Genomic DNA, 14,926 nt, shown 5'->3' with positions numbered 1-14,926 from the left:
CTCCTTAAAAGAGTGATGAATGTCATTACAGGAGGTGAAATCTATGCAAATAACCGAAATAAATGCTACAAAACTGCCGGATATCGGAATAAAACGTGTCGCCGCATACGCCCGTGTATCTTCCGAAAAAGGAGAAGCACTACATTCTTTATCTGCACAAATCAGCTATTATAACGAGTATATTTCCAATCATATCGGCTGGGAGTTTGCTGGTGTGTATGCTGACGAGGGCATTTCCGGGACAAAGGACTCACGTCCCGAGCTCCAGCGCCTATTAGCGGATTGCCGCAAAAAAAGGATAGATCTCGTCATTACGAAATCTATCACCCGCTTTGCCAGAAACACAGTAACGCTCCTTGATACAATTCGGGAACTAAAGTTGCTAAATATTGATGTGTTATTTGAAAAAGAAAACCTTCACAGCCTTGGCGCAAATGGGGAACTCATGCTAACGCTCCTAGCAATGTATGCAGAGGAGGAAGCACGTTCAGCCAGCGAAAACCAAAAATGGCGCATCCGAAAGATGTTTGAGGAAGGACGACCAAATACTGGCCGCATGCTGGGATATTACCTGAAAGACGGTCAATTAACCATTATTCCTGAAGAAGCGGAAATTGTCCGTATGATTTTTGATGATTACCTCTCCGGAATGGGGAGGCTTGCTATCGCTAAAAAGCTGAATGCTATACATGTTCCTACGGTGCGAGGCTGTGATGATTGGCGCGAAGGCAGTATCTATCGAATTCTCCATAATGAGAAATATACCGGAGATATGATTCTGCAAAAAACCTACGTTGAGGATTTTCGAACGAAGAAAGGAGTCATTAACCGAGGTGAGAAAAGAAAATACTTTGTAGAAAACAGCCACGAGGCGATTATCTCAAAGGAAATTTTCGAACGGGCACAAGCCGAAGCAGAACGCAGAAAAGCCAAGATAAAGTTACCCGAAAAACGCATGAAAACTATCTTTACAGGTATGCTTATCTGCGCTTGCTGTGGTAAGCATTTCAATAGAAGAGTCGCGAATGCCAGCACTAAATATGCGAAGCCCGCTTGGATATGTGCAACATTCATGAGGAAAGGAAAGAAATATTGCAATAACCGGCAAATACCAGAAAAAATATTGATAGCAAAGACAAAGGAGGTTCTTGGCTTGCCGTCGCTCGAGGATATTGATCTAAAAGATTATATATCCGAGATTGTCTGCGGTAAAGATTACGACCTTACTTATATTATGAATTCTGGTGCGGAAGTTAAAACAATATGGCATCCCTATTCCCGAAAAGACAGTTGGAATGAGGAAATGCGACAACAAGCGCGAAATAGAACCTTAGAAAGGAGTACCTTGTATGAATAACGCAAAACGAGTGACTGTTTGGGAACCGATAGATATCCAAGCTATGTGTGAAGAAGAATCGGAAATTCCCAAACTAAAAGTTGCCGCATATGCCCGTGTTTCTACGGAGCAGGACGAGCAACAGTCCAGTTATGAGGCACAGGTGGATTATTATGGCAAATATATCCGTAGTAATCCGGCCTGGGAATTTGTCGGTATCTACGCCGACGAAGGTATAACCGGGACAAATACTAAAAAACGTGATGGTTTCAATCGTATGATCGCCGACGCAAAAGCTGGCAAAATTGACCTGATTCTTACGAAGTCAATCAGCCGCTTCGCTCGCAATACCGTTGATACGCTTCAGACAGTTCGTGAGCTTTCCGCCCTCAAAATCGAAGTAATCTTTGAAAAAGAGGGAATCCGAACCTTAGATAAGCAATGCGAAGTTATGCTGACAATCATGTCCAGCCTTGCGCAGGAGGAAAGCCGGTCTATCTCGGAAAATGTTCGCTGGGGAATGCAGAAAAGTATGCAGGATGGTAACATCTCTTTGCCATATAAACGTTTCCTCGGTTATAGAAAAGGCGAAGACGGCAGGCCGGAAATCGTACCAGAAGAGGCTGAAATTATCAGAGATATCTACAAAATGTTTCTTGATGGAAAAACGATCCGCACCATTGCGGACACTTTGACCGAACATGGCATTAAGACGCCCGGCGGAAAAGATAGGTGGTCAGTCAGTACTATTAAAAGTATTCTCTCAAACGAGAAATACAAAGGCGATGCCTTGCGTCAAAAGACCTACACTGTAGATTATCTGTCGAAAACAGTCCGAAAAAACAATGGCGAAGTAAAACAGTACTATGTGTCGAACTCGCATGATGCCATCATCGACGAAGATACTTTTAATCTGGTACAAGCAGAGCTTGAGCGAAGAAGCAATTTTAGGTCTGCCCTAAGAGATAACAGCGTGTTCAGTACGAAGATCATTTGTGGTGAATGCGGATATTTTTACGGCAGGAAAGTGCTTCATAGCAATAGTAAAAAGCATCGAAAGGTCGTGTGGTATTGTAACCATCGGTATGATGGTGAGGAAAAATGTACATCTCCCAGCATTTCTGAATCAGATATTAAAAAATACTATTTGGAAGCCTTGAAAAAACTACTTTCTAACAAGGATTCATACATTACAGAATGTCAGGAGCGTCTCGAGAATGAAGATATATTAGTACAGCTTAAGGAAACGCGCCTGCAGGCTGAGATTTCACTTGAGAACCTTATGGTAGAAATTCAGGAGTTAGTCCATGAAAATGCCAGAAAGTCTCAGGATCAGCAAAAATACCGAGCTAAATTCAATCAACTTGTCCAGCAAATTGATGAACAGAAAAAACGTATAGCCGACTTGAAAGCCGAAGAACTTAAAACGGTAGGTATGCGCGAGAAGCTCCACCGATTTGTAGAAACGCTGGAAAACTACCAAGATGTTACGGTATTTACAGAGCAAGAATGGAACAACTTAGTAGAGCGCATAGTTGTAAAGCCGGATTCGCTTGACTTCAAATTTAAGAATGGCGAGAAGATAAAAATCACAATCTAATCTCAGGCAAACTATATACCACAAAATATGAGCGGCCAGCAATGACCGCTCTTTTTCTTGCTTTAATTTATTGGTCTTTTACTACTCATAAGCCTCATGAAATTCCAGATTTTGTAAAATTGGTGCAGTTATGAAAAGCCGTGTGGCTTATGTTTATTTGCCTCAATTTCAAAAAAGCCGTGAGCTTATGCTTGCGATGCACCAATTCTATCAAACAAAGACCAGCAAAATTGGTGCAAACTGATACTGAATTTGTAACCGTGATTAGAAAAGCACTCGTTTTCTAAGCCTGCGCTCATACTTTTTCCATCAAAATTGGTGCAGATATAAAGAAAAACCCCCGAGAAATCGGGAGTTTTTCTCACGCCATTTTGTATCAAAAGTGACGTCTAAACCTGGTGCGGGAGATGGGACTTGAACCCACACACCGAAGTACTGGCTCCTAAGACCAGCGCGTCTGCCATTCCGCCACTCCCGCAAAAGCTGTTATAACAGCTTTATTAGTTTATCACATTTCTAAAAAACTGTCAATCAAACAGCCGAATTTCCCTGAAAGAAATTTTTTGCTTCATTGATATCGTGATGCATCCTGCCGGATAATTGTTCTAAGCTGTCAAATTTTTTCTCCCCACGAATGAACTGATGCAGCTTTACCTTTAATTTACAGCCATATAGGTCCCGTTCGATGCCAATAATATGTGTTTCTGCCAAAGGCTGCCGTTCTCCTTCAATAGTCGGCTTAATTCCAATATTTGTAATGCTGGGATATGCAATCCCATCAATTTCCGTCGAAGAGATATACACACCAAACCGCGGCAGACAGATAAACGAATCCAACTCCTGGTTAATGGTGGGGCAACCGAGCTGGCGGCCAAGCTGACGGCCATAAATCACCTTACCACTGATAAAATAGCAATAACCCAACAGCCGGTTAACGGTGTCAATATCTCCCTCGGCAAGACAAAGTCTGATTCGCGTTGAGCTCACAGGCTTGCCATGGTCTAAATATGGCGGCACCACCTCAACCCGCGCTCCAATTTGTGCTGCAAGCTCAGTTAAGAGCGAAACATCTCCCGATGCATTTCTGCCAAAGCGATAGTCTTCTCCGCAGCATATGATTTTTGCGTGAAGGATATCACAGAGAACCTGATTTACAAACTCTTCCGCTTCCATTTTCCGAATCTGTTCAAACTTCGGCATATAAACAGCCTGGACAGGAAGCTTCGCAAGCCGGTCAATCCGGCTCTCAGCTGTCAGAATATCCTTTTGATAAGCCTTTTTGTCCGGTCGGTCAGAACGAGCAAGAAAGGTCAAAACAGCAACGCGCAGATTCTCCTGATGCGCGGCTGCAGTCATGATTACCTGCTTATGGCCTAAATGCACACCATCGAACATCCCAAGAGCTACGGCAGTATCTGAACCGCTTTCCTGTGTTAAATCAAAGTAAACATCCATGCTGATCCTAATCCCTTTTAAACATTTTTTCGATCTTCAGTTCCATCTCTTTTAAATTCAGGCTTGCAAGTCCTAGAAAAGCCTTGTTCTGGTCAAAAACCCGGTGAAGTCCCTCTGCATTCTGAAACCTGACCCGGTTTAAATCCAGCTTCACGCCATTCTGAAATTTTGCCGCCTGCGTCCTGTTTAGATAAATCGCTGGAAAACATTCAAAAACCTTCTCAACAGGCAGCAGATGATGCTCCAGCTCTCCCCTGTCGGCAGCCTGTTGCAGTTCCTCCAATGTCAGGCAGTCCTGCAAGGTAAAATCGCCTGAACAATGCCGGATCAAGGCGGTCAGTACCGCCCCGCAGCCTAACTTGTCTCCGATATCACTGCAGAGCGAGCGGATATAAGTCCCTTTTGAACAAAGCACCTCTAGCTCGCCTTCCTGAGTCTGCTCGTCAAAATCGCGCAGCATAAGCCTGCTAACCGTCACCTGGCGGGGTTTTCTCTCTACAGTTTCTCCGCTTCTTGCGATATCATAAAGCCGCCGTCCGTTAACTTGTACAGCCGAATACATGGGTGGAAGCTGCGAGATTGTACCTCGAAATTCATCTAAAACCTGTTCCAATTGTTCTCTTGAAGCATGGCTTGGTTCATTTTTTAGGACAGTCCCGGTAATATCCAGCGTGTCAGTGGTCATTCCGAGCCGAAATTTAGCGAGGTATCCCTTTGTACTATTTGGCATAATGTCGCAAACCTTTGTCGCCGTCCCAAAAAACAAAGGCAGAACACCGGTTGCCATTGGATCCAGAGTTCCGGCATGGCCTACCTTTCGCGTCTGTGTGATCCCCCGCACCTTTGCCACCACGTCAAAGGAGGTCCAGCCGGAGGGCTTATTAATACATATGATCCCATTCATGTATTACAAATTCTCCTATTATGATTCTGCAAAAAACGGACAGTATGATCCTGTCCGTTTCTCCCCTACTGTTCAAAGCAAGGTACAATTACATCAAGAAGGGCTTTTTTCGCTTGCTCCAGGGGGCCATCCACTACGCATCCGGCAGCGCGGATATGTCCGCCGCCGCCCAGCTTTGCACAGACTGCGGCAGCGTCTACAAACTGGCAGGTACGCAGGGACACCTTATATCCGCCCTCAAGCCGTTCCCGCATTGTAACGCCAACCTCGACCCCCTCGATCTGCCGGGGTATCGCGGCGACGCCATCCAAATCAGCCGTATCAATCTGGGAATTGCGGATCATTTCCTGTGTGATCACAATCATCGCTACGCGATGTTCACAATAAAATTCCATTGTTTCCAGCACTTCTTTTTCCACTACGATCCGGCTTTTGGATTTTGTATCAAACAGACCCCGGTTAATCTGTTCATACGCACAGCCGCGTTCAAACAATTCAGCCGCAATTCGGTGGGTTTCTGCAGTTGTATTGGAAAACTTAAAGCATCCAGTATCGGTCGAAATACCGGTATAAAGACAGTTTGCCATAAGCGGACTAATCTCAGCACCCAGCTCAAGCACCAATTGGTAGATGATTTCACAGGTAGCCGCCGCTTTGCTGTCAATATATACCGCATCTGCTTCCATCGTATTGGATCGGTGATGGTCAATGCAAATATCAATCTGATCCTGGAAATGCTCCAGATAGGTTCCCAAAAGCTGCGGAGAAGCGATATCGACCGTTACAATACAGTCGGGCTCAAATTCATCCTCCTCAAACTCTTGAAACAGATAAGAGAATTTTTTCGGAAACGGATCAGAGCAGATTACGTTCGCCCGTTTTCCCAGCTTCCGCAGGGCATAGTAAAGCCCCATCCCGCTGCCCAGCGTATCTCCGTCCGGATTCTGATGTGTAATAATGAGAATCCGGTTTTTCTGTTTCAGCTTTGCTGCAATTTTCTGTAAATCTTCTGTCATGGCTTTGTTCCCTTTCTGAATCGGAAAATTACCGATTCAAATCCTCCAGCATTTGATTGATCTGCGCGCCGTATTCGATCGAATCATCTGCAATAAAGGTGAGCTCCGGGCATTTACGCAGATGAAGCCGGTTGGACAGCTCCCGCTTGACAAAGCCCGTTGCGCTTTTCAGCCCTTCTACTGATTCCTTCGATTTTTCAAAACCTTCAATCGCGCTGACATAAACTTTACAGTACGACATATCGTTGGACACGGATACCTTGACAATGCTGAGCATCGATGAGATCCGCGGGTCTTTCAGTTCCCGCAGGATAGCGCTGAGTTCCCGCCTGATATCCTGTGTCACTCTTCCTATTTTAAAACCAGCCATTTTGTTCCTTTTCCGAAACCGAGCCTGAATTTGTCAGTCCCGGCTTCTTATTCCTGGGCTATTTGTCTTCGATATATTCCTCCAGCAGGAAGGATTCGAAAATATCGCCCTCTTTGATATCGTTATATTTGTCCAGGCCAATCCCGCATTCATACCCTTGGGCAACCTCCTTGACGTCGTCCTTGAACCTTCTGAGGGAGTCGATCTTATCCTCCACCAGAACGATTCCGTCACGGACAACCCGGATCAGTGCGTTACGCGCCACTTTTCCTTCCAACACATAGCATCCTGCTACGACGCCGACATTGGAAATCTTATAAACCTGACGCACTTCCGCACGGCCAAGCTCCACCTCACGGGTTTTCGGAGTGAGCATACCGCGCATCGCCTGTTTCACATCGTCGATTGCGTCATAGATGATGCGGTACAGCCTGATCTCTACCTCGCCGGATTCGCTCATCTCGCGGGCATTGTTATCCGGCCGTACATTAAATCCAATAATAATCGCGCCGGAGGCCTGTGCCAGCATTACGTCGGAACGGTTGACCGCACCAACACCACCGTGGATTACATTAACTCTGACTTCATCATTACTGAGTTTTTCCAATGACTGGCGGACTGCTTCTACAGAACCGTTTACGTCTGCTTTCACGATGATCGGCAGTTCCTTCAGCTCGCCTTCCTTCATCTGATCAAACAGGTTATCAAGCGTTACCTTCTGGAACTGTTTAAACTGCTCTTCCTTCTGTTCGTGCTTCCGCTTTTCAACCAATTCTCGGGCAAGGCGTTCATTTGCAACTGCGGCAAATTCGTCCCCTGCAGTCGGCACCTCGTCAAGACCGGCAACCTCAACCGGCACGCACGGTCCGGCTTCCTCTACCTTGAGTCCCTTGTCGTTGGTCATCACACGGACACGGCCAACGGCAGTGCCTGCAATCAGCACATCTCCGCTCTTTAAGGTACCGTTCTGTACCAGCAGCGTGGCGATCGGGCCGCGGCCCTTATCCAGGCGGGATTCAATTACGGTTCCCTTCGCAAGACGGTTCGGATTTGCTTTAAGCTCCAGCATATCAGCAGTCAGAAGCACCATATCCAGCATCTGGTCGATGCCTTCCCCGGTCAGTGCGGAAACCGGACAGCAGATGATATCGCCGCCCCATTCCTCCGGCACCAGGCCATGTTCCGTCAGTTCCTGTTTTACCCGGTCGGGATTCGCAGTCGGTTTATCCATTTTATTGATCGCAACGATAATCTGTACCTTTGCCGCCTTCGCATGGTTGATGGATTCAACCGTTTGCGGCATGATACCGTCATCCGCCGCGACTACCAAAATTGCAATATCCGTTGCCAGCGCGCCACGGGAACGCATCGCTGTAAACGCTTCGTGTCCCGGTGTATCCAGGAAGGTAATGTTCCTGTCATGTACCTTCACCTGATATGCACCGATATGCTGGGTAATCCCACCGGCCTCCGTTGAGGTAACATCAGCATTCCGGATTTTATCAAGAATCGAGGTTTTACCATGGTCAACGTGTCCCATAACAACGACGATCGGACTTCTTTCCTCGAGGTTTTCCTCTGTGTCTGCTTCCTCTTCGAAAAGTCGTTCTTCAATGGTTACAATGACCTCCTTTTCAACCTTCGCGCCCAGCTCATCGGCAACAAGCGCCGCGGTATCAAAGTCGATTACCTCATTCTGGGCAACCATTGCACCCATCATCATCAGCTTTTTAATCACTTCGGAAACATTCACTTTTAAGCGGCTCGCCAGCTCCGATACAACAATTTCGTCTGGAATCTGGACGGTAAGCTGCTGTTTTCTGGCGCGCTGCAGAGCCAGGCGCTGGAGCTTCTCCGCCTCTGTTTCCTTTTTATTGGAATATTTGGCCTTCTGGCGCTGGGCGGCCTTATTGCCGAATTTCTGTTTTTTCACATTATTTTTATACCGGTCAGCAGGCGCAATCTGTTCATATTTTTCATTATATTTATCCAGATTGACTTCCACCTTCGAGGTATCTACATGCCGAACCACCTTTTCATACGCCTCGGAATTTTCTGCCATTTTCGGCGCATGAACGGTATTGACCGGCTGCTGCGGCCTTGCCGGCGCTTTGGTCTGTGGCTTTGCTGCTTTCGGTTTTGCATTCAGGGAAACATTTTTTGCAGCCTCAAAGCGGTTGCGGTCCTGTAATTTATTATGCCCGGTTTTCGCAGCCTGAGTCTGCTGCTGTGGACGCGGAGCTGGTTTTCTTTCCTGCACCTGGCCCTGTGATTTTGTCTGTCTGGACTGCTGCTGTGGTTTCACTGGCGCTTTGGCCTGTGGCTTCGCTGTTTTCGGCTGCGATTTTTCCGCATTTTCCACCTTGGCTGGTTTTGCTGTCTTTTTTGGCTGCGGTTTTGGCTCTTCCTTCTTCGGACGGTTCTGCATTGCAAAATAGGCATCCAGGTTCTGGACTGTTCCCTTCTGCGATACATAGTGCTCAAACACCACGTTAAGCTCCTCTTCGGTCAGTGCGGTCATATGTTTTTTGGTTTCACCAAAATGTTTTTCTATCAGCGCGATGATTTCCTTATTAGGGACATTTAAGTCTTTCGCGACTTCGTGCAATCTGTACTTAATCTCCATATTCGGCATCCTCCTTCTCATTTTCCATATGGTTTGCTTCATCTATGACGGTCAAAAGTTTTTCTGCAAATGCTGGATTGGTCACCGCGATTACGCCAGCTCTTTTTCCAATCAAATACCAAAACTCATCCAATGACAGTTCTGTCTTTTTCAGCGCAACATCAAATTGACCACACAGGAACCTAATCTCTTTCTCTGTCTTTGGGGAGAGATCCCTGGCCAGCAATACCAGCCCGGCTTCTCCTTTCTGCATTGCCTGCTTCACCAGGTCAAATCCGATTACCAATCCGCCGATCCTCTTGCAAAAGGTTACTGTTTCTATCAGTTTATTCATCCTGTTTTAGTTCGTTCTCCATTCCGTCATAAATTTCATCCGGGATTCTGCAGGAAAAGGCCCGCTCCAGGCCGTGATTTTTTCTTGCGGCCTGCAGGCATTCTACCTTGGGGCAAAGATAAGCGCCGCGTCCTGCCTTTCTTCCAGTCAAGTCCAGCGAAATTTCGCCTTCCTTATTCTTGACTACACGTACAAGCTCACGCTTCGGCTTCATTTCATTGCAGCCAACGCATTTTCTCATCGGTATTTTTTTTACCCCTTTTTTTCCTTGCATCGTTTTTTCTCTCCCGTTTTGTTAGATTTCTATCGGAGCGTCCTCGTCCTCATCTTCTCCATAAAAACCGCTTTCCGGCTTGATATCAATCTTATATCCGGTCAGCCGTGCAGCCAACTTCGCATTCTGGCCTTTATTTCCGATTGCCAGCGAAAGCTGGTTATCCGGTACCGTTACACGACAAATACGGTTTTCTTCATCTATAATCTCCACCTTCAGTACATCGGAAGGGGACAATGCCTGTGCGATAAATTCCTCCGGGTTTTCGCTGTAGCGCACGACGTCGATTTTTTCACCATGCAGTTCATTTACAATATTGGCTACCCGCATTCCTCTATTTCCAATACATGCGCCGACCGGATCTACCTGGCTGTCCTTGGAAAATACCGCAATTTTTGTTCTGGAACCAGCCTCCCTGGAAATGGCCTTGACTTCTACCGTTCCATCGAAAATTTCAGGAACCTCCTGCTCAAACAGGCGTTTCACCATATCCCGATGGGTTCTGGAAACCTTGATGGAGCAGCGGCGATCAGTGCTCACCACATCGCTGACATATACTTTGATCCTCTGGCCTTCCACCAGTGCTTCACCCGGAATCTGCTCGTTCTTGAAGAGGATCACCTCATTCTTGTCAATCTCTACAGTCGCGTTTCCGGTTCTCGGTTCCACCTTCTGGACTGTAGCAGTGACCACCTCGTTGAGCTTGGACTGATACTGCTCATACATCTGTGCCTTGACCGCATCGTTAATCGCCTGATGGATCAGGTTCTTCCCTGACTGCGCCGCGATCCGGCCGATCTGCTTGGTATCCAGCTTGATGGTAAGCTTTCCGCCCAGCTTAGCCCGCTTGTTTTTTTCGAGTGCCTCCTCCAGGCTGATCTGGGTGCCCTCGTCTTCCACTTCTTCCACGATATCCTTTACAATGGAAACCTTAAATTTGTTTTCCGCCTGGTTAATATCGATCACAACATTATCTTCCCCAACAGTGTAATATTTTCTCACCGCCACGTTGATTGCGTTTTTAATATTATCCAGAATACTGTCTACCGGAATTCCTTTCTCCGCCTCCAGCAATTCCAACGCTTCAAAAAAATCCTGATTCATTTTTCAATCATTCCTCTCCGGTTATTTCAATTTTAGTTTAAATTTCAATATCATCATCCAGCTTTACAAACGCGCAGTCCCGCAGGTGGAATACTGCTTCTCCGCCTTCCTGCCCTATCGCAAACTGTCCGTCGTCATAACGGAGCAGGCTGCCGTGGAATTCCCGGTTGCCGTTTTCATCCGGGCGGATCAGCTTGACCACCACAGCGTCCCCGATACAAACTTCAAAATGATCCGGCTTTCTCAGCTCCCGCATCACACCCGGAGAAGACACCTCCAGATAATAGCTTTGCTCAATCAGGTCCTCTTCATCCAATTTGCCGCTGAGCGGGCGGCTGACTGCCTCGCAGTCGTCAAAGGTAATCCCGTCGTCACTGTCAATAATGACCTTTAAAAACCAGGACGCGCCTTCCTTTTCAAACCGGACATCCCATAAATAAACGCCAGCCTCGTCTGTAATCGGCTTTGCCAGGTCATATACCATTGCCGCCGTATTCTTTTTCTGTCCTTTCACGAAAAGAATCCTCTCCTTCTTCATCGAGCCCCATTAACAGAAAGGAAAGACCGGGATGTTTCCCGGTCTTTCCTTTCTCTCTTTATTCAACTTCTTAAGTATAGCAACTTTTTTTGCGTTTGTCAACTTATTTCCGGCATTTTTTCCCTTTGTCCCGCACCTGCTCGTAGCTGTGCGCAATCATTTCACAGATTTCATCCTCTGTCATACTGCCGTCCAGCGTGATGGTGTTCCAGTGCACCTTATTCATATGGTAGCCCGGTGTGACCGCAGGATAGACGCTTCGCCAGAAATCAGCCTGCATTGGCTCGCATTTGACGTTAATCCGTAGCAGTCCCAGCCGTTCATAAATCGCCGCAAAGGTTTTCCGGTTCCCGGCCCGCATCATCGTCCAGTTATCATCGTGAAACGGATAATCCTCATAAGCTCCCGGAAAGCTCAGGCAGAATGTAATCCATTTTTTCCTCTGGCTTGTCATCTCTCGTCTGTCCTTTCTATTTTAACAGGAGCTCTACCGGACAATGATCGCTCCCAAAGACTTCCGTATGAATTTTGCTGTCCGCAATCCGGTCTTTCATCCGTTCAGAGACCAGAAAATAATCGATCCGCCAGCCTGCGTTCTTTTCCCTTGCCCGGAAACGGTAAGACCACCAGCTATAAATTCCTTCCGCTTCAGGATAGAGATACCGAAAGCTGTCCACCCAGCCGGCTGTGAGCAATTCGGTCATCTTACCGCGCTCCTCGTCGGTAAAACCGGCGTTCTTCCGGTTGGTTTTCGGGTTTTTCAGGTCGATCTCCTGATGGGCAACATTCATATCCCCGCAGATGACCACCGGTTTTTTCTGATCCAAGTCCCTGACATAAGCCCGAAATGCGTCCTCCCATTCCATCCGGTAGGAGAGGCGAGCCAGCTCCTGCTTGGAATTCGGCGTGTAGACATTGACCAGGTAAAAGGCTTCAAATTCTGCTGTGATAACCCTCCCTTCCCCGGTATGCTCTTCCCTCCCGATATCATAGGTAACGCAAAGCGGCTCTGTCTTGGTAAATACAGCCGTTCCGGAATAGCCCTTCTTCACGGCGCTGTTCCAGTATTGATGGTATCCCGAAACAGGCACCTCAGCCTGACCAGGCTGCATCTTTGTTTCCTGGATGCAGAAAATATCCGCTCCAGACTCTGCAAAGAAATCCAAAAAGCCTTTATTCATACAGGCGCGCAGCCCGTTGACATTCCATGAAATTAGTTTCATTTTCCTTTTCCATCCCTTTCAACTGAAATTCTTTTCACCTTTATTATACCAAATACAGGCGAAAAAAGCTATGGAAGCTTCGGCTTTTGAAATATGATCTAATTGTAAATTTTATCCTGATTTTTCTGTGAAAGGGTTGATTTCATAATAAAATTGTACTATACTGTTTTTAGCACTCAAAGAAAGCGAGTGCTAAAAATTTTATATTTTTGTTCTTTAAAGGAGATCGATCATATGGCAAAAAAACAATTCAAGGCTGAATCAAAACGGCTGCTGGATTTGATGATCAATTCCATCTATACACATCATGAAATCTTCCTGCGGGAGCTGATTTCCAATGCCAGCGACGCAATTGACAAGCTCTATTTCAAGTCTTTAACCGATCACAGCGTTTCAATGGCGCGGGAGGATTTTAAAATTCACCTCTCTGCTGACAAAGACAACCGCCTGTTAACCCTTTCCGACAATGGGATTGGGATGACCAGGGAGGAGCTGGAAAACAACCTTGGCACCATTGCAAAAAGCGGTTCATTAAACTTTAAAAAAGAACACGATTTGCAGGACGACGTCGAGATCATAGGGCAGTTTGGCGTAGGGTTTTACGCCGCGTTTATGGTAAGCTCCGAGGTAACCGTAATCAGCAGGGCATTTGGTTCAGACGAGGCCTACCGGTGGAACTCCAGCGGTGCCGATGGCTACACCATTGAGCCTTGTACAAAGGAGAGTTTTGGAACCGACGTGATCCTGAAGATCAAAGAAAATACCGAAGAGGAAAAATTTGACGAGTACCTAGAGCAATACCGGCTTCAGGGCATTGTGAAAAAGTATTCCGATTATATCCGTTATCCGATCACGATGGAGATGGAGCGTTCCAAACTAAAAGAGGGCACAGGTACCGATGGTGTTGATCCGGAATATGAAACCTATACTGAAACAGAAACCCTCAACAGTATGATCCCAATCTGGAAAAAAGGCAAGGATGAGGTCACAGACGAGGACTATAATAGTTTTTATAAAGAAAAATTCTATGACTTTGAGAATCCGATCAAGGTTATCCACAGCAAAACAGAAGGCGCCGCCACCTATAATGCGCTTTTATTCCTTCCGGCAAAGGCTCCTTATAACTATTATACCAAGGATTTCGAAAAGGGCCTGCAGCTTTATTCTAACGGCGTTCTGATTATGGACAAATGCGCCGACCTGCTGCCGGATTATTTCAGCTTTGTCAAGGGGCTGGTGGATTCGGAGGATCTCTCACTCAACATCTCCCGTGAAATGCTCCAGCATGACCGGCAGCTAAAGGTAATTGCTAAAAGCATTGAAAAGAAAATCAAGAATGAGCTTGCCAAGATGATGAAAGCCGACCGGGAAACCTACGTCAAATTCTTTGAAAGCTTCGGCCTGCAGCTCAAATTCGGCGTCTATAACCAATATGGTATGAACAAGGATCAGCTCAAAGACCTGCTCCTGTTCCATTCCTCCAGTGAAAACAAGCTGGTTTCCTTGAGCGAATATGTATCCCGGATGAAATCCGAGCAGAAATACATCTACTACGCAACGGGTGAAAGCGTCGCCCGGATCGAACATCTGCCTCAGACCGAGCTGGTGAAGGATAAGGGCTTTGAAATACTCTACTTTACCGATGATGTCGATGAATTTGCGATCCAGATGCTCCGTGAGTATGACGGAAAAGAGTTTAAATCTGTTTCCTCCGGCGATCTTGGGCTGGAAACAGAGGAGGAAAAGGAAGAACTGAAAAAGCAGGAGGAAGAAAGCAAAGACCTGTTTGTGGCAATGAAAGAAGCCTTAGGAGACAAGGTAAAGGAAGTAAGATTATCCCAGCGGCTGAAATCTCATCCGGTCTGCTTAACGAGCGACGGCGGGTTAAGCCTTGAAATGGAGAAGGTATTAAACGCAATGCCGACTGATCAGAAGGTCAAGGCAGACAGAATTTTGGAAATCAACGCCTCCCATCCAATTTTCTCTACCCTCCAAAAGCTTTATGCTTCTGATAAAGACAAGCTGAAAGCCTACAGCGACCTGCTCTACACGCAGGCAATGCTGATCGAAGGGATGCCAATTGATGATCCGGTCGCGTTTTCCAACGCAATCTGCGGCCTGATGGTGGAATAAACATTTTCTAAGA

Annotated in this window: 14 protein-coding genes and 1 tRNA gene; 3 read left to right on the top strand and 12 right to left on the bottom strand. The window is 46.5% G+C overall.

Annotated elements, in window-relative coordinates; all coding sequences use genetic code 11:
• The first annotated feature begins 43 nt into the window (after nt 1–43).
• Both CZ360_RS05225 and CZ360_RS05220 read left to right on the top strand, forming a co-directional pair.
• Complete coding sequence (locus CZ360_RS05225; RefSeq protein ID WP_077533150.1) at nt 44–1,357, top strand: recombinase family protein; 1,314 nt, start codon at nt 44–46, stop codon at nt 1,355–1,357.
• A complete protein-coding gene (locus CZ360_RS05220) occupies nt 1,350–2,936 on the top strand; it encodes a recombinase family protein (protein ID WP_077533149.1) in 1,587 nt (528 codons plus the stop codon). The genes CZ360_RS05225 and CZ360_RS05220 overlap by 8 nt, the downstream gene beginning before the upstream one ends.
• 396 nt (nt 2,937–3,332) lie before the next feature.
• Here CZ360_RS05220 and CZ360_RS05215 read toward each other — a convergent pair.
• From CZ360_RS05215 to CZ360_RS05160, 12 genes are all read right to left on the bottom strand, one after another.
• Nucleotides 3,333–3,414: transfer RNA gene (locus CZ360_RS05215), tRNA-Leu, on the bottom strand.
• 53 nt (nt 3,415–3,467) lie between these two features.
• Nucleotides 3,468–4,391 (bottom strand): bifunctional riboflavin kinase/FAD synthetase, encoded by a 924-nt coding sequence (locus CZ360_RS05210; RefSeq protein ID WP_077533148.1) that lies wholly within the window; start codon nt 4,389–4,391, stop codon nt 3,468–3,470.
• A gap of 7 nt (nt 4,392–4,398) precedes the next feature.
• Nucleotides 4,399–5,295: a tRNA pseudouridine(55) synthase TruB gene (gene truB, locus CZ360_RS05205; RefSeq protein ID WP_077533147.1), complete on the bottom strand. Its 897-nt coding sequence runs from the start codon at nt 5,293–5,295 to the stop codon at nt 4,399–4,401.
• A 65-nt stretch (nt 5,296–5,360) separates the two neighbouring features.
• Complete coding sequence (locus tag CZ360_RS05200; RefSeq protein ID WP_077533146.1) at nt 5,361–6,311, bottom strand: DHH family phosphoesterase; 951 nt, start codon at nt 6,309–6,311, stop codon at nt 5,361–5,363.
• 28 nt (nt 6,312–6,339) lie between these two features.
• A complete protein-coding gene (rbfA, locus tag CZ360_RS05195) occupies nt 6,340–6,681 on the bottom strand; it encodes a 30S ribosome-binding factor RbfA (protein WP_077533145.1) in 342 nt (113 codons plus the stop codon).
• A 58-nt stretch (nt 6,682–6,739) separates the two neighbouring features.
• Complete coding sequence (gene infB / locus CZ360_RS05190) at nt 6,740–9,307, bottom strand: translation initiation factor IF-2 (RefSeq protein WP_077533144.1); 2,568 nt, start codon at nt 9,305–9,307, stop codon at nt 6,740–6,742.
• Nucleotides 9,297–9,641: a L7Ae/L30e/S12e/Gadd45 family ribosomal protein gene (locus CZ360_RS05185; RefSeq protein WP_077533143.1), complete on the bottom strand. Its 345-nt coding sequence runs from the start codon at nt 9,639–9,641 to the stop codon at nt 9,297–9,299. Before CZ360_RS05185 ends, infB begins: the two co-directional genes overlap by 11 nt.
• Nucleotides 9,634–9,915, bottom strand: coding sequence for an RNase P modulator RnpM (rnpM, locus tag CZ360_RS05180; RefSeq protein ID WP_077533142.1), 282 nt, complete (start codon nt 9,913–9,915; stop codon nt 9,634–9,636). The genes CZ360_RS05185 and rnpM overlap by 8 nt, the downstream gene beginning before the upstream one ends.
• Nucleotides 9,916–9,936: 21 nt before the next feature.
• Complete coding sequence (gene nusA / locus CZ360_RS05175) at nt 9,937–11,019, bottom strand: transcription termination factor NusA (protein WP_077533141.1); 1,083 nt, start codon at nt 11,017–11,019, stop codon at nt 9,937–9,939.
• Nucleotides 11,020–11,056: 37 nt separating this feature from the next.
• Complete coding sequence (locus CZ360_RS05170) at nt 11,057–11,533, bottom strand: ribosome maturation factor RimP (RefSeq protein WP_229407995.1); 477 nt, start codon at nt 11,531–11,533, stop codon at nt 11,057–11,059.
• A gap of 127 nt (nt 11,534–11,660) precedes the next feature.
• Nucleotides 11,661–12,011 carry an MmcQ/YjbR family DNA-binding protein gene (locus tag CZ360_RS05165; protein ID WP_077533139.1) on the bottom strand — a complete coding sequence of 117 codons (351 nt, stop codon included), beginning with the start codon at nt 12,009–12,011 and terminating at the stop codon, nt 11,661–11,663.
• A gap of 16 nt (nt 12,012–12,027) precedes the next feature.
• Nucleotides 12,028–12,780, bottom strand: coding sequence for an exodeoxyribonuclease III (locus CZ360_RS05160; protein ID WP_077533138.1), 753 nt, complete (start codon nt 12,778–12,780; stop codon nt 12,028–12,030).
• A gap of 234 nt (nt 12,781–13,014) precedes the next feature.
• Between CZ360_RS05160 and htpG the strand changes: the two genes are divergently transcribed.
• Entirely contained in the window at nt 13,015–14,913 is a 1,899-nt protein-coding gene (gene htpG, locus CZ360_RS05155) for a molecular chaperone HtpG (protein ID WP_077533137.1), read from the top strand.
• The last annotated feature ends 13 nt before the right edge of the window (nt 14,914–14,926 follow it).

It is taken from the genome of Massiliimalia massiliensis (genome assembly GCF_900155615.1).
Lineage (GTDB): Bacteria > Bacillota > Clostridia > Oscillospirales > Ruminococcaceae > Massiliimalia > Massiliimalia massiliensis.
This window is presented reverse-complemented; position numbering and strand designations above follow the sequence as displayed.